A 15868-nucleotide genomic window follows, 5' to 3' on the forward strand; every position below is an offset into this window, starting at 1 on the left:
GACCTCTATTCACGTACAGGAATGTACGGGAATGTACGGGCCGCCTCTGGACCCCTCCGACGGGAAGGCCTCCCCCCATGCGCCCCCGCACTCCCCTCACCGCCCTGCTCGCCGCCGTCCTCGCCTCCGGCGGGCTGGTCCTGACCGGTGCCGGGCCCGCGCACGCGGCCGTCATCGACGTGTCCACCGCGGCCCAGCTCAAGTCGGCGCTCACCACCGTCTCCCCCGGCGACACGATCCGGCTCGCCGACGGCACGTACACCGGCAACTTCAAGGCCACCCGCCCCGGCACCTCCGGCGCCCGGATCATCCTCACCGGCTCCAGCAGGGCCGTCCTGACGGCGGGCGGCGGCTACGGGCTGCACCTGAACGGCGCCTCGTACTGGACGGTCCACGGGGTCACGATCAAGGGCGGGCAGAAGGGGATCATGGCCGACGCGGCGAACGGCGTCGTCATCGACTCGGTGACCGTCCACGACCTGGACATGGAGGGCGTCCACTTCCGCAAGTCCAGCCGCGACGGCGTACTGAAGAACTCCCGCATCCACGACACCGGGCAGAACGGACGGGGCATGGGCGAGGGCGTGTACGTCGGGACGGCGAACGACCTCTCCGACCGGAGCGACAACGCGCAGATCCTGAACAACACGATCGGGCCGGATGTCCGCGGCGAGAACGTCGACATCAAGGAAGGCACCACCGGCGCCCGCATCGTCGGCAACACCTTCGACGGCAACGGGCTCACCGGGGCCAACTTCGACGACTCCTGGGTCGACGTGAAGGGCAACAACGTCCTGGTGGAGGGCAACCGGGGCTCCCGTACCACCAACAACGGCTACGAGACCCACACCCAGCAGAGCGGCTGGGGCTGCGGCACGGTCTTCCGGAACAACACCTCGAACCTGACCGGCGCCACCGGCGACCGGCAACTCGCCATCAACGTCACCAACAACAGCGCCACCTGCCGCACCACGGTCCACGCGAGCAACACCGTCACCGGCGGCAAGGGCCTCACCAACGTCACCATCGCCCCGTAGACGTCTCCTTACGCGAGTGAGGCCCGCCCCCCGAAGGGAACGGGCCTCACACTTACCGCTCTACAGCTTTACCGCAGCCGATGAGCCGTCGGGATCCGGAGCGTCAGCTCTGGCCGCCCGCCAGCTTCTCGCGCAGGGCAGCGAGGGCCTCGTCCGACGCCAGGGCGCCGGAGTTGTCCGCCGACTCCGAGGAGTACGAACCGCCACCGGAGCCACCCGAGGCGGCCGGAGCGGCGCCGGCCGGGGCGGCAGCACCCTCGGCAGCGGCGGCCTCGTCGGCCTCGCGGGACTTGATGACCTGGGCCTGGTGCTGCTCGAAGCGCTGCTGCGCCTCGGCGTACTGCGTCTCCCAGACCTCACGCTGCGACTCGAAGCCCTCGAGCCAGTCGTTGGTCTCGGGGTCGAAGCCCTCGGGGTAGATGTAGTTGCCCTGGTCGTCGTAGGACGCGGCCATGCCGTACAGGGTCGGGTCGAACTCGACCGAGGCCGGGTCGCCACCGAAGGACTCGTTGGCCTGCTTCAGCGAGAGGCTGATGCGGCGGCGCTCGAGGTCGATGTCGATGACCTTGACGAAGATCTCGTCGTTGACCTGGACGACCTGCTCCGGGATCTCCACGTGGCGCTCGGCCAGCTCGGAGATGTGGACCAGACCCTCGATGCCCTCGTCGACGCGGACGAACGCACCGAACGGAACGAGCTTGGTGACCTTACCCGGGACGACCTGACCGATCTGGTGCGTCCGGGCGAACTGCTGCCACGGGTCTTCCTGCGTCGCCTTGAGCGACAGGGAGACGCGCTCGCGGTCCATGTCGACGTCGAGAACCTCGACGGTGACTTCCTGGCCGACCTCGACAACCTCGGAGGGGTGGTCGATGTGCTTCCAGGAGAGCTCGGAGACGTGCACGAGACCGTCGACGCCACCCAGGTCCACGAAGGCACCGAAGTTGACGATCGAGGAGACGACGCCGGAGCGGACCTGACCCTTCTGGAGGGTGGTGAGGAACGTCTGGCGCACCTCGGACTGGGTCTGCTCGAGCCAGGCACGGCGGGACAGGACCACGTTGTTGCGGTTCTTGTCCAGCTCGATGATCTTCGCCTCGAGCTCCTTGCCCACGTAGGGCTGGAGGTCGCGGACACGACGCATCTCGACGAGCGACGCCGGGAGGAAGCCACGGAGGCCGATGTCGAGGATGAGACCACCCTTGACGACCTCGATGACGGTACCGGTGACGATGCCGTCCTCTTCCTTGATCTTCTCGATGGTGCCCCAGGCACGCTCGTACTGAGCGCGCTTCTTCGAGAGGATCAGGCGGCCTTCCTTGTCCTCCTTCTGGAGAACCAGGGCCTCGATCTCGTCGCCGACCTTGACGACCTCGTTCGGGTCGACGTCGTGCTTGATCGAGAGCTCGCGGCTCGGGATGACACCTTCGGTCTTGTAACCGATGTCGAGGAGAACCTCGTCCCGGTCAACCTTGACGATGACACCGTCAACGATGTCGCCGTCGTTGAAGTACTTGATCGTCTCGTCGATCGCCGCGAGGAACGCGTCCGCGTCGCCGATGTCGTTGACCGCAACCTGCGGAGTGGTGGCGGTGGTCTCGGTGCTGCTCGTCATGTGGGAAAGGGCTCCGGTACGGACAGAGAGTCGTAGGTACTGCTACGCCGAAAGCCCGTATCGCCTCTGCAGAAGCCGGACAGCCTGGAAAGCGCGCAATCCGTTTCCGGAGAGACGCCTCGACAACCGAGGGGACATGCAACAGACGCGAGCGCGGCCTGCTAGGTCTGAGGCGCGCAGGCTCGCAGCGCAACTTGTAGCATACGGGGGCAGCCGGACAGGGTCAATGCGCGCAGGCGCGAACCGGGGGCACCACGGCCCCGTAGCGGCCCTGTACCGGAGCAACTCCTGTTCTCCGAGGCGCGTTCGGGCCGATCGACCCGTACACAATACGGCAGTGCGGCAAGGCGTCGCGCACACACGTGTCCGACCCGGTACCACCTCTGGTCCGTACCGCGTGCGGCGAGTGAAGGCAAACTACAACGACGGGCACGATGAGCCAAGAGATCCACGGGACCTACACAGAGGAACCCGCAGAACCCGAAGCGACCCGCCGCGCGGCGGACGAGGCCGAGAGCAGCCGGGCCAGCCGCGGCTGGTGGGACCGGAACGCCGACGAGTACCAGATGGACCACGGCGGCTTCCTCGGCGACGACCGCTTCGTCTGGGGCCCCGAGGGGCTCGACGAGGCGGAGGCCGGCCTGCTGGGACCCGCCGCCTCCCTCAAGGGACTCGACGTACTGGAGATCGGTGCCGGGGCCGCGCAGTGCTCGCGCTGGCTGGCCGGACAGGGCGCCCGGCCGGTGGCGCTCGACCTCTCCCACCGCCAGCTCCAGCACGCGCTGCGCATCGGCGAGGGCCTGCCGCTGGTCGAGGCGGACGCGGGCCGGCTGCCGTTCCGCGACGCCTCCTTCGACCTGGCCTGTTCCGCGTACGGGGCGGTGCCCTTCGTCGCCGAACCCGTACAGGTCTTCCGCGAGGTGCACCGGGTGCTGCGGCCCGGCGGGCGCTGGGTCTTCTCCGTGACGCACCCGATCCGCTGGGCGTTCCCGGACGAGCCGGGGCCCGAGGGCCTCTCCGTCGCCGCCTCCTACTTCGACCGCGTCCCCTACGTCGAGCAGGACGAGGCCGGTGACGCCGTCTACGTGGAACACCACCGCACGCTCGGCGACCGGGTGCGGGATGTGGTGGCGGGCGGGTTCCGGCTGGTCGACCTCGTCGAACCGGAATGGCCTGAGTGGAACGACCAGGAGTGGGGCGGCTGGTCGCCTCTCCGGGGCAACCTGATCCCGGGCACAGCGATCTTCGTGTGCGAGCGGGACTGAGGTTGTTCGGGTGCGGGCGGGACTGAGGTTGTTCGGGTGCGGGCGGGACTGACCGTCCGTACCGGAGGCTCCCGTACGACACTGGGACCGTGATCCGCACCGAAGCCCTGGACCGCCTCCCCGTCCGCACCGCCGTCCCCGCCCTCCGGCGCGCGCTCGACGACCGTGGCGTCGCGGTCCTCTGCGCCCCGCCCGGTACCGGCAAGACGACCCTCGTGCCGCTGGTCCTGGCCGGGCTGACCGGCGACGGACCGGTGCGCCGCGTCGTGGTCGCAGAGCCGCGCCGGATCGCCGCACGGGCGGCGGCGCGGCGGATGGCGTGGCTGCTCGGCGAGCAGCCGGGCCGGCGGATCGGCTTCACCGTGCGCGGCGAGCGCGTGGTGGGCCCGGAGACGGTGGTGGAGGTCGTGACCACCGGGGTGCTGCTCCAGCGGCTCCAGCGGGACCAGGAGCTGGCCGGGGTCGATGTGGTGATCATCGACGAGTGCCATGAGCGCCACCTGGACGCGGACACGGTGGCCGCCTTCCTCCTGGACGTACGGGAGGCGATCCGGCCCGATCTGCGGCTGGTGGCGGCCTCCGCGACGACGGACGCGCAGGGGTGGGCGCGGCTGCTGGGCGATGCGCCGGTGGTCGAGGCCGAGGGGGTCTCGCACCCGGTGGAGGTCGTCTGGGCCCCGCCCGCGCGGCCGGTGAGGCCTCCGCACGGGATGCGCGTCGATCCCGCGCTGCTGACGCATGTGGCCGCGACCGTGCGGCGGGCGCTGGCCGAGCGGGAGGGGGACGTGCTCTGTTTCCTGCCCGGTGTCGGGGAGATCGCGCGGGTGGCCGGACAGCTCGCGGGGGTGGACGCGGAGGTGCTCCAGGTGCACGGGCGCGCTCCGGCCGCCGTGCAGGACGCGGTGCTGGCCGGGTCGTCCGAGAGGCGGCGGGTGGTCCTGGCGACCTCGGTGGCGGAGTCGTCGCTGACGGTGCCGGGTGTGCGGGTCGTCGTCGACTCGGGCCTGGCCAGGGTGCCCCGTACCGACCATGCCCGGGGCCTGAGCGCGCTGACCACCGTACGGGCCTCGCAGGCGGCCGGCCGGCAGCGTGCGGGCCGGGCGGGGCGGGAGGCGGCCGGGGCGGTGTACCGGTGCTGGGAGCAGGCCGAGGACGGGCGGCTCGCGCGGTTCCCGGCCCCGGAGATCAAGGTGGCCGACCTCGCGGCGTTCGCGCTCCAGGCCGCGCGCTGGGGCGATCCGGATGCCTCCTCGCTCGCCCTGCTGGACCCGCCGCCCGCCGGGGCGATGGCCGCCGCCCGCGAGGTGCTGGGCGCGATCGGCGCGGTGGACGAGACGGGCCGGGTCACCGACCGGGGCGTACGGATGTCCCGCCTCGGGCTGCATCCCCGGCTGGCGCGGGCGTTGCTGGACGGCGCCTCGGAGGCCGGGGCGCGGCGGGCCGCGGAGGTGGTGGCGCTGCTCAGCGAGGAGCCGCCGAGGGAGTACGGGGACGATCTGGCGGCGGCGCTGCGGACGGCCCGCCGGGGCCAGGACGGGTACGCGGCACGCTGGAAGCAGGAGGTGCGGCGGCTGTCGGCCCAGGTGAGCGGGGCTTTTGGACATGGCTCCGACGACGCCGTCGTCGGGCTCGTCGCCGCCCTGGCCTTTCCGGAGCGGGTGGCGCGGGCCCGGGGTGACGGGGCGTTCCTGATGGTGTCGGGTACGGGCGCGGAGCTGCGGGAGACCTCGCGGCTGCGCAGCGCGCCCTGGCTGGCCGTCGCCGTCGCGGACCGGCCCTCCCACGCGGCCTCGGCCCGGGTGCGGCTGGCGGCGGTGGTCGACCAGGAGACCGCGCTGCTGGCCGCCGGGGAGCTGCGGGTGCGGGGCGAGGAGGTCCGCTGGGTGGACGGCGAGGTGGTGGCCCGGTCGGTGGACCGGGTCGGGGCGGTGGAGCTGGCGGTGCGGCCGCTGAGGCAGCCGGATCCGGAACTGGTGCGCGGGGCACTGGTGGAGGGGCTCGCGCGGGAAGGGCTCGGGCTGCTGCGGTGGAGCCGGGACAGTGAGCAGGTGCGGCTGCGGCTGGCGTTCCTGCACCGGGTGGTGGGCGCGCCGTGGCCGGATGTGTCGGACGGGGCGCTGCTCGCGGACCCGGGGGCCTGGCTGGAGCCGGAGCTGTCGCGGGCCCGGCGGCGCGCGGACCTGGGCCGGATCGACGCGGGGCAGGCGCTGCGCCGGCTGCTGCCGTGGGCGACGGGTGAGGCGGTGCGGCTGGACGAGCTGGCGCCGGAGCGGATCGAGGTGCCGAGCGGCTCCCGTATCCGGGTCGAGTACGGCGGCGAGCAGCCCGTACTCGCCGTGAAGCTCCAGGAGTTGTTCGGGCTGAGCGAGACGCCCCGGGTGGCCGGCGTGCCGGTCCTGGTCCATCTGCTCTCCCCCGCCGGCCGTCCCGCCGCCGTCACGGCCGACCTGGCGTCGTTCTGGCGGGACGGCTACACGGCCGTACGGGCGGAGCTGCGCGGCCGCTACCCGAAGCATCCGTGGCCGGAGGACCCCGCGACCGTACCGGCGACGCGCTACACCTCGGCGCGGCTCAAGCGCTCGTAGCGCTCCCAGGGGCCGCCGGGCTTTCAGGGACCGGCGGGCTCTCAGCGACCGTGGCGCTCTCCGTAGCCGCCGGCCGCCGCGACCGCGCCTCCAGCCACAGCGCGAGCGCCAGCAGGCCGATGCCGAGGCCGAGGAAGCCCCACGGCAGGTACGAGGTGAGCAGGAGGACCAGGACGCGCTGGGACTTCACCAGTTCGACGGTGTCGACGATGTAGTCCTCGCGCATCTTCACATGGCCGGAGAACGCGGTGACGGTGTCCTCGGACATGCCCATCTTCTTCGCGTTCCGCAGCTCCTCCTGGTGGATCTCCTCGCCGTTGACCGGGGCTCCGGTGACCGGCTCGACCCAGAACATGCGCTGGGTGGTGTACCAGCGGGTGATGCCGGTCTGCGCGATCTGCTCGGCGGTGACGCCTTCGATGGGCATCTTCTTCGGCATCGGGACCTCGGTCCACGGGATGGTCTGCTCGAAGTAGTAGACCTCCAGGCCGCGGAAGGTGCGGGTGCCCTTGTAGTGGATGGGCGCGGTGGTACGGGACTGGGCGTCGAAGTACTCGTAGTCCCGCTTCTCGGTGAGGAAGGGCCACTTGAACTCGATGCCGGTGCGGCGGACCGGGTCGCCGTCGACCATCTCACCGGTGGCGTTGACCGGGTCCTGGGTGTGGGCGTCGAAGATGTAGCGCTCGGGGATCTCGGAGACCATCTCGCCGTCGGGGCCCTCGATGTAGGAGAGCGCGTCCCAGACGACGACGTCCCGTCCGGCGCTGCGTTCAATCTTCTCGGACTCCTCCACGTTGCCTTTGAGCGTCTGGACGATGGTGACCTTCTCGACCTCCTTCGCCTTGAGCGTCGTGTAGTCGAGGAGCGTGGCGGGCTTCGCCTCCAGCACGACCTCCTGGTACTGGTTCGGCGGCACCTTGGCCAGGCGGGGAAAGGCGTACCAGCGCAGCAGCGGGGACAGGGCGGCGAAGAAGACGGCGAAGGCCAGGAGTACGAGACCGGCTCGGCGGCGCATGGTGGTGGTGACCTCTCCCTCTGCGGTACTACCTCTTGGGGCCCGGGACCGTGGTGAGCAGGGGTTTCGGCGAGGTCTCGCCGGGCGGTGAGCCGACGGCGGAGAGGGTGGACACGAGCGCGAAGGCTGCGGCCAGCCCGATGGCGGCGGCGACGAGGGCGCGCATGCTCGACCTCCCGGGACGGTGGGCTGACGGCGCGTCAGGGGTGGGGCACCGTAGCAACCGGGGCGTGAGATGAGAACAGCGCGGACAGCCCCCGCGCCGGGTGGGCGCGGGGGCTGTCGGTGGGAGCGGTGAGATCTTCGGGCGGCCGGGTCAGGCTTCGGGGGTTGCGGTCTCCTCCGGGGCCGTCTCCTCCGGGGCCTGGACGGTCAGCTCGATGACGACCGAGCCGCCGCCTTCGGTGGTGAGCCGCAGCTTGTACGTGCCCGGGTTCTCGTCGGCGAAGACTTCCGGGAGCTGGAGCAGGCCGTCGGCGTCGGTGGTGAGCTCCAGGGTCCGCAGCGGCTTTCCGGCCGCGTCCTTGAAGTACGGGCCCTTGTCGTTGTCGATGAGCCCGAGGCTGTCCTTGACCATGGTGGCGGTGACGGCCACCCCGGCTGCGGCGGCGCCCTTGTGGGTGGCCTTGACGGTGACGGCGTCGGCGAACTTCTCGCCGGGCGCGGTGACGAGCGCCTCCTCGCCGACCCGGACGATCGTGTCGGCCTGGCGGGCGGTGACGCTCGCCGCGTACGTCAGGGTGCGCGGCCGGGTGGTGCCGGCCGTGGCGGTCACGCTGAACTCGCCGGTCTTCTCGCCCGCCTTGAGCACCGGTGCGGTGGCGGTGCCGTCGGCCCTGCTGACGACCGTGACCGTCTTCCTGCCGCCGTCGAAGAGCGTGCCGGTGGTCCCGGTGACCGTGAAGGTGACGGGCACCTTGGCCATCGGTGCGCCGAGGGCGTTGCGGGCGCGGACGGAGATCCGCTGCTCGAACGAGGAGCCGGCGGTGGCGCGGAGGGGGCCGGTGCCCGCGTTCTCCAGGGAGCCGAAGGTGTCGGACGGGGACGGGGACGGGCTCGGCGGCGGTGTCGGCTTCGGGGGCGTGGTGGGCGGCACCGGCGTCGGCGTCGGGCTGGTGGAGCCGCCGCCGGGCTTCGAGGGGCCCGGGCTCGGCTTCGTACCGCCGGGCGTGGACGGGGACGGGGAGGGCGTCGGGCTCGTCGTCCCGCCGGGGGTGGGGATCGGGCTCGGCACCGGGGTGCTGGGCGCGGTCGGGAGGACACCGCTGCCGTCGGGTACCTCGTGCGTACCGCGCTGGTAGTACGCGAACCAGGACCGGACCGTACGCAGGTACTCCGTCGACTGGTTGTAGCTCAGCACCGCCCGGTCGAGGTCGGCGGCGACGGCGAGGTTGCGGCCGCCCGCGCAGAGGTAGCGGCCGGCGGCGAGCGCCGCGTCGTAGATGTTGTTGGGGTCCTTGCGTCCGTCGCCGTTCGCGTCCTGGCCCCAGACCGCCCAGGTCGACGGGATGAACTGCATCGGGCCGACCGCGCGGTCGTGGACGGCGTCGCCGTCGTACGCACCGCCGTCGGTGTCCTTGATGAGCGCGAAGCCCTGGCCGTTGAGGGCCGGGCCGAGGATCGGGGTGGGGGTGGTGCCGTTCGCGTCGACCTGGCCGCCGCGGGCCTGGCCGGACTCGACCTTGCCGATCGCGGCGAGCAGCTGCCAGGGCAGCCGGCAGGCCGGGTCGGTGGTCGTGACGGTCCGCTCGGCCTGCTTGTACGCGGCCAGGACCGAGGCCGGAATGCCCGCTTCCGCACTGCCGGTGGCGGCCGGGAGATTACTGGACGAACCGGGCCGGTTGGGTGTGACGAGGGGCGGGAGGTCGGTGTAGTACGGCGAGTTGCCGGTGGCGGCGCCGTCGTCCGGGCCGCCCGACTCGCCGCCGGCGGTCTGCTGGTCGCCGCCCGCGGCCACCTCGGCCAGCGGGGCCGCGGGTGCCTGGGACGCCGCGAGTGCCGCCACGGCGGCCGCCGCCACCGCGGTGGTCGTCGCTCCCTTGCGCAGCCGTCGGCGCATGTGCGCTGCCATACGTTCCGGTCCCTCCCCCTCGAAGGCTGATCGCGCTCCCCAGCGCAGGACTCAAGCGACCCTACGGCACCTCGTGGCGCCCGGGCACCGCACCCTGACCGCTTCTTACTGTTTTTTCACGTTCCGGCGCACACGGTGTCCGGGAGGGCAACGGAGGCTGCCCCCGCCGTCCGGTTACGGCGCTCCCGCATACTTGCCGCCATGCCGTTCACCCTCAGCCATGCCGCAGCCGTGCTCCCGGCGATCCGCCGGAACGGGACCGCCCGCTCGGGGCTGTTTCCCTCGGCCCTGATCGCCGGTTCGTTCGCGCCCGATGTCACCTACTTCGCGGACACCGTGATCCCCGGGGCCATGAGGTTCGGCGACTTCACACACACCTTCCTCGGTGTCGTCACGGTGAACGTGCTGATCGCCGCCGTGCTGGTGGCGGTCTGGGCGGCGCTGCGCGAGCCGCTGGTGGCGCTGCTCCCGGTACGCGTACGGGGCCGCGTCCACACGCTCGTACGGGGACAGCGGTGGAACCGGGAGTCGTTCGGGCCGCACGCCTGGCTGGTGTTCGTGGGATCGGCCGCACTCGGCGCGGCCACGCACGTGGTGTGGGACGCGTTCACCCATCACAGCCGGTGGGGCACGGAGTTGCTGCCCGTCCTGAACCGGAGCGTCGGCGGCTTCCCGCTCTACCAGTTCGCGCAGTACGGCAGTTCGGTCCTGGCGCTGGTGGTGCTCGGCTGGTTCCTGCTCACCGCGCTGCGGCGCACGGTCGTGACCCCGGTGCCGGAGGCGCTCCCGGAGCTCGGCCGGGGCGAGCGGTGGGGTGCGCTCGGGCTGCTGGGCGGCTGCATGGCGGTCGGGATCCTCCACCGGTGCCTGCGCTTCTACGCCCACTTCGGGCGCATCGAGAACCCGCTCGACATCATCCCGACCGCCTGCTTCGGCGCGGGCGCGGGGCTGGCGGGCGGACTGCTGCTGTACGGGGTGTGGATGCGGCTGCTGCGCGGGCGCCGGCGGCCGGGGAAGAGCCCGGAAGCCCTATCCGTACCGTCCGTGGCGGACGGATCCCGTGCGGAGCGGTCCGCCGCCGACCGGGCGTAGGGCGTGTCCGGCGGGAAGCCGCAGGGCCCGGAACCGCGTCCCGGTTCCGGGCCCTGCGCCGTCGGTCAGTGAGCCGCCGACTCCCAGTCCTTGCCGACGCCGACCGAGACGTCCAGCGGGGCGCGCAGCTCGACCGCGCCCGCCATCTCGCGGCGCAGGATCTCCTCCACCTGCTTCCGCTCGCCCTTGGCGATCTCCAGCACGATTTCGTCGTGGACCTGGAGCAGCATCCGCGAGGTCAGCTCCGCCTCCCGCAGCGCCTTGTCCACCCGGAGCATGGCCACCTTCACGATGTCCGCCGCGGTGCCCTGGATCGGGGCGTTGAGCGCCATGCGCTCGGCGGCCTCGCGGCGCTGGCGGTTGTCGCTGTTGAGGTCGGGGAGGTAACGGCGGCGGCCGAGGATCGTCTCCGTGTAGCCGGTGGCCCGCGCCTCCTCGACGACCCGGTGGAGATAGTCCCGTACACCGCCGAACCGCTCGAAGTAGGTGTCCATCAGCACCCGCGCCTCGGCCGGGTCGATGTTCAGCTGCTGGGAGAGGCCGAACGCGGACAGGCCGTAGGCCAGGCCGTACGACATGGCCTTGATCTTGCGGCGCATCTCCGGGTCGACGGCGTCCTTGTCCACGCCGAAGACCTGCGAGGCGACCGTGGTGTGCAGGTCCTCGCCGGAGGTGAACGCCTCGATGAGACCGGCGTCCTCGGAGAGGTGCGCCATCACCCGCAGCTCGATCTGGCTGTAGTCCGCCGTCATCAGCGTCTCGAAGCCCTCACCGACGACGAACCCGCGGCGGATGGCCCGGCCCTCGTCGGTGCGGACCGGGATGTTCTGCAGGTTGGGATCGGTGGAGGAGAGGCGGCCGGTCGCCGCGACCGTCTGGTTGAACGTGGTGTGAATGCGGCCGTCGGCGGCGATCGTCTTGATCAGGCCCTCGACCGTGACCCGGAGCTTGGCCTGCTCGCGGTGGCGCAGCATCAGCACCGGCAGCTCGTGCTCGGTCTGCGCGGCCAGCCAGGCCAGCGCGTCCGCGTCCGTCGTGTATCCCGTCTTGGTCTTCTTCGTCTTCGGCAGGCCCAGCTCGCCGAAGAGGATCTCCTGGAGCTGCTTGGGCGAACCGAGGTTGAACTCGCGGCCAACCGCCGCGTGCGCCTCCTTCACCGCCTGCTGCACGGTCCCGGCGAACTGCTGCTCCATGGATTCCAGATGGGCCCGGTCCGCCGCGATGCCGTGCCGCTCCAGACGGGCCAGCAGGATCGAGGTCGGCAGCTCCATGTCATGGAGCAGCTCGGTGGCGTTGACCTCCTTCAGGCGGGTCGTGAACGCGTCACCCAGGTCGAGCACGGCGCGGGCCTGCGCCATCAGGGCGTCCGCCTCGGCCCGGTCGTCCGCGCCGAAGGCCAGCTGCCCGTCGGAGGCGGCGGCCGGGGCCAGCTCACGGCCCAGATACTCCACGGCCAGCGCGTCCAGGGCGAAGGAGCGGCGGCCCGGCTTCACCAGATACGCGGCGAGCGCGGTGTCCATCGTGACGCCTTCGAGCTGCCAGCCGTGCTCCGGGAAGACCCGCATCACGTTCTTCGCGTTGTGCAGGACCTTCGGCCGCCGCGGGTCAGCGACCCAGGCGGCGAACGCCCGCTCGTCGGCCTCCTCCAGCTGCGCCGGGTCCAGCCAGGCGGCGGTCCCGTCGGCGGCGGCGAGCGCGACCTCGGTGACCGTACCGGCGCCGAGCGACCAGGTGTCGACGGTCATGACGCCGAGCGGCTGCGCGCCGTGCGCCTCCAGCCACGGGGCGACCTCACCCGAGCCGAGGACCGTGCCGTCCAGCTCGATACCGGCGGCGGGCGCGGGCGGCTCGGCCTCCGCGGCGCCCGGGTCGACGGCGAGGAGACGCTCGCGCAGGCTCGGGTTGCGGATCTCCAGTATGTCCAGGATGCCGGTGACCGCCGAGCGGTCGTACGGAGCGCGCTCCAGATCGGTCGCGGACTTCGGCAGCTCCACGTCCCGGACCATCTCGGTCAGCACCCGGTTCATCTTCACCGCGTCCAGGTGGTCGCGGAGATTCTGCCCGGCCTTGCCCTTGACCTCCTCGGCCCGCTCCATCAGCTCGGTGAACGAACCGAACTGGTTGATCCACTTCGCGGCCGTCTTCTCACCGACGCCGGGAATGCTCGGAAGGTTGTCCGACGGGTCTCCGCGCAGAGCGGCGAAGTCCGGGTACTGCTGCGGGGTGAGCCCGTACTTCTCGACGATCTTCTCCGGGGTGAACCGGGTCAGCTCGGAGACGCCCTTCGTGGGGTACAGCACGGTCACGTTCTCCGTGATCAGCTGGAAGGAGTCCCGGTCGCCGGTGACGATCAGCACCTCGAACCCGGCCGCCTCTGCCTGGGTCGCCAGCGTCGCGATGACATCGTCCGCCTCGAAGCCGTCCACCGCGAACCGGTCCGCGCGCATCGCGTCCAGCAGCTCGCCGATCAGCTCGACCTGCCCCTTGAACTCGTCGGGGGTCTTGGATCGGTTCGCCTTGTACTCCGGGAACTCCTGCGCCCGCCACGTCTTGCGGGACACGTCGAACGCGACCGCGAAGTGCGTAGGGGCCTCGTCACGCAGGGTGTTCGCCAGCATCGACATGAAGCCGTACACGGCGTTCGTCGGCTGCCCCACCGCCGTCGTGAAATTCTCCGCGGGCAGGGCGAAGAACGCCCGGTACGCCAGGGAGTGCCCGTCCATGAGGAGCAGGCGCGGTCGGTTGTCTGCCGTCTTCTTCGATGCCGTCTCAGCCACGCCCCCGATCCTGCCACGGCCCACTGACAATCCGGACCGGCACGGCCTTGCGGAGGCGTGACAGGATCGATGGTGAGGACACACGACCGCCGAAGAAGCGCTCGAAGGGGAGCAGCATCATGGCCAGCAAGCCGCCCACAGGTGACCCGGTCCAGGACGCCCCGCAGGTCGGACCGGCCCCGCACGCCGCCGCCGGGCTGCCCGCCGTCGCCCACTCCCTGCGCATCGCGCAGCAGCAGATGGGCGTGCGCCGCACCGCGCAGACCCTCCTCAAGGTCAACCAGAAGGACGGCTTCGACTGTCCCGGCTGCGCCTGGCCCGAAGGCGACAAGCGGCACACCGCCGAATTCTGTGAGAACGGCGCCAAGGCCGTCGCCGAGGAAGCGACCCTGCGCCGCGTCACGCCCGGCTTCTTCGCCGCGCACCCGGTCGCCGACCTCGCCGAACGCAGCGGCTACTGGCTCGGCCAGCAGGGCCGGATCACCGAGCCGGTGTACCTCCCCGAAGGCGCCGACCGGTACGAGGCCATCACCTGGGAGCGGGCCTTCGCGATCATCGCCGAGGAGCTGACCGCCCTCTCCTCACCCGACGAGGCCCTCTTCTACACCTCCGGGCGTACGAGCAACGAGGCCGCCTTCCTCCTCCAGCTCTTCGCCCGCGAGTTCGGCACCAACAACCTGCCCGACTGCTCCAACATGTGCCACGAGTCCTCCGGCTCGGCGCTGGGCGAGACCATCGGCATCGGCAAGGGCAGCGTCTCCCTGGAGGACATCCACCAGGCCGACCTGATCATCGTCGCCGGACAGAACCCCGGTACCAACCACCCTCGGATGCTCTCGGCCCTGGAGAAGGCCAAGAACGCGGGCGCGAAGATCATCTCGGTGAACCCTCTGCCCGAGGCCGGCATGGAGCGGTTCAAGAATCCGCAGACACCGCACGGCATGCTCAAGGGCACACCGCTCAACGACCTCTTCCTGCAGATCCGCATCGGCGGCGACCAGGCCCTCTTCCGCCTCCTCAACAAGCTGATCCTCGCCGCCGAAGGCGCCGTCGACACCGCGTTCGTCACCGAACACACCCACGGTTACAAGGAGTTCGCCAAGGCCGCCGAAGCCGCCGACTGGGACGAGACCCTCACCGCCACCGGCCTCACCCGCGCCGAGATCGAGCAGGCCCTCGCCCTGGTCCTCGCCTCGGAACGCACCATCGTCTGCTGGGCCATGGGCCTCACCCAGCACAAGCACTCCGTGCCCACCATCCGCGAAGTCGTCAACTTCCTTCTCCTGCGCGGGAACATCGGCCGCCCCGGCGCCGGCGTCTGCCCGGTGCGCGGCCACTCCAACGTCCAGGGCGACCGCACGATGGGCATCTTCGAACGGCCCGCACCGGCCTTCCTGGACGCCCTCGACAAGGAGTTCGGCATCACCTCGCCGCGCCACCACGGCTACGACGTGGTGCGCTCCATCCAGGCGCTGCGCGACGGCGAGGCCAAGGTCTTCTTCGCGATGGGCGGCAACTTCGTCGCCGCCACCCCCGACACCGCCGTCACCGAGGCCGCGATGCGCCGCGCACGCCTCACCGTCCACGTCTCCACCAAGCTCAACCGCTCCCACGCCGTCACCGGCACCCGTGCCCTGATCCTGCCGACGCTCGGCCGCACCGACAAGGACGTCCAGGCGAGCGGCAAGCAGTTCGTCACCGTCGAGGACTCCATGGGCATGGTCCACGCCTCCCGAGGCAACCTCACCCCCGCGAGCCCCCACCTCCTCTCCGAGCCCGCCATCGTGGCCCGCCTCGCCCGCGCGGTCCTCGGCGCCGACTCCCGTACGCCGTGGGAGGAGTTCGAGCGCGACTACGCCACCATCCGCGACCGGATCTCCCGCGTCGTCGCCGGCTTCGAGGACTTCAACACCCGCATCGCCGCCCACCCCGGCGGCTTCGCCCTCCCCCACGCCCCCCGCGACGAACGCCGATTCCCCACCGCCACCGGCCGCGCCAACTTCACCGCCGCCCCCGTCGAGTTCCCCGAACTCCCCGCAGGCAGGCTCCTGTTGCAGACCCTGCGCTCCCACGACCAGTACAACACCACCATCTACGGCCTCGACGACCGCTACCGCGGCATCAAGGGCGGCCGCCGCATCGTCATGGTCAACCCCGACGACGCCGCCGCGCTCGGCCTCGCCGACGGCTCCTACACCGACCTCGTCAGCGAGTGGAAGGACGGCGTCGAGCGCCGCGCGGAGGGCTTCCGCGTCGTCCACTACCCCACCGCCCGAGGCTGCGCCGCCGCCTACTACCCGGAGACCAACGTCCTGGTCCCGCTGGACTCCACCGCCGACACCAGCAACACCCCGGCCAGCAAGTCCGTCGTCATCCGTTTCGAAAAGGCAGAGGCCACCGGCTGAAAACCG

10 protein-coding genes are annotated in these 15868 nt (G+C 71.4%); 5 read left to right on the forward strand and 5 right to left on the reverse strand.

The genetic code is table 11. The annotated features are described in order from the left end of the window. Positions 1 to 77 precede the first annotated feature (77 nt). Positions 78 to 1037: a right-handed parallel beta-helix repeat-containing protein gene (locus ACIRR8_RS28190; protein ID WP_404070035.1), complete on the forward strand. Its 960-nt coding sequence runs from the start codon at positions 78 to 80 to the stop codon at positions 1035 to 1037. A gap of 103 nt (positions 1038 to 1140) precedes the next feature. On the opposite strand, the gene rpsA is transcribed toward ACIRR8_RS28190, so the two are convergent. Beyond that, a complete protein-coding gene (gene rpsA, locus ACIRR8_RS28195) occupies positions 1141 to 2652 on the reverse strand; it encodes a 30S ribosomal protein S1 (protein ID WP_018488074.1) in 1512 nt (503 codons plus the stop codon). Between the two features lie 434 nt (positions 2653 to 3086). Here rpsA and ACIRR8_RS28200 point away from each other — a divergent pair, with 434 nt between their 5' ends. Together ACIRR8_RS28200 and hrpB are read left to right on the forward strand one after the other, a co-directional pair. Then, positions 3087 to 3917, forward strand: a complete 831-nt coding sequence (locus ACIRR8_RS28200) for a class I SAM-dependent methyltransferase (protein ID WP_404070037.1) — start codon at positions 3087 to 3089, stop codon at positions 3915 to 3917. A gap of 89 nt (positions 3918 to 4006) precedes the next feature. Next, on the forward strand, positions 4007 to 6502 hold the full coding sequence (gene hrpB, locus ACIRR8_RS28205) for an ATP-dependent helicase HrpB (protein ID WP_404070039.1): 2496 nt from the start codon (positions 4007 to 4009) through the stop codon (positions 6500 to 6502). Here hrpB and ACIRR8_RS28210 read toward each other — a convergent pair. The 3 genes from ACIRR8_RS28210 to ACIRR8_RS28220 form a co-directional block, all read right to left on the reverse strand. Then, positions 6489 to 7517: a DUF3068 domain-containing protein gene (locus ACIRR8_RS28210; RefSeq protein ID WP_404070041.1), complete on the reverse strand. Its 1029-nt coding sequence runs from the start codon at positions 7515 to 7517 to the stop codon at positions 6489 to 6491. The genes hrpB and ACIRR8_RS28210 overlap by 14 nt on opposite strands. A 28-nt stretch (positions 7518 to 7545) precedes the next feature. Further along, on the reverse strand, positions 7546 to 7683 hold the full coding sequence (locus tag ACIRR8_RS28215; RefSeq protein WP_404070043.1) for an SPW_0924 family protein: 138 nt from the start codon (positions 7681 to 7683) through the stop codon (positions 7546 to 7548). A 150-nt stretch (positions 7684 to 7833) separates the two neighbouring features. Then, a complete protein-coding gene (locus ACIRR8_RS28220; protein WP_404070045.1) occupies positions 7834 to 9588 on the reverse strand; it encodes a lytic transglycosylase domain-containing protein in 1755 nt (584 codons plus the stop codon). Positions 9589 to 9789: 201 nt separating this feature from the next. Here ACIRR8_RS28220 and ACIRR8_RS28225 point away from each other — a divergent pair, with 201 nt between their 5' ends. Further along, positions 9790 to 10680 carry a DUF4184 family protein gene (locus ACIRR8_RS28225; RefSeq protein WP_404070047.1) on the forward strand — a complete coding sequence of 297 codons (891 nt, stop codon included), beginning with the start codon at positions 9790 to 9792 and terminating at the stop codon, positions 10678 to 10680. 65 nt (positions 10681 to 10745) lie between these two features. Here the strand turns inward: ACIRR8_RS28225 and polA are convergent, their stop codons facing one another. Beyond that, complete coding sequence (gene polA / locus ACIRR8_RS28230) at positions 10746 to 13457, reverse strand: DNA polymerase I (protein ID WP_404070049.1); 2712 nt, start codon at positions 13455 to 13457, stop codon at positions 10746 to 10748. A gap of 119 nt (positions 13458 to 13576) precedes the next feature. On the opposite strand from polA, the gene ACIRR8_RS28235 reads away from it, so the two are divergent. After that, positions 13577 to 15862 (forward strand): FdhF/YdeP family oxidoreductase, encoded by a 2286-nt coding sequence (locus ACIRR8_RS28235; RefSeq protein WP_404070051.1) that lies wholly within the window; start codon positions 13577 to 13579, stop codon positions 15860 to 15862. Positions 15863 to 15868: the final 6 nt, after the last annotated feature.

Origin of the sequence: Streptomyces sp. NPDC101178, from assembly GCF_044767965.1 — a bacterium.
Lineage (GTDB): Bacteria > Actinomycetota > Actinomycetes > Streptomycetales > Streptomycetaceae > Streptomyces.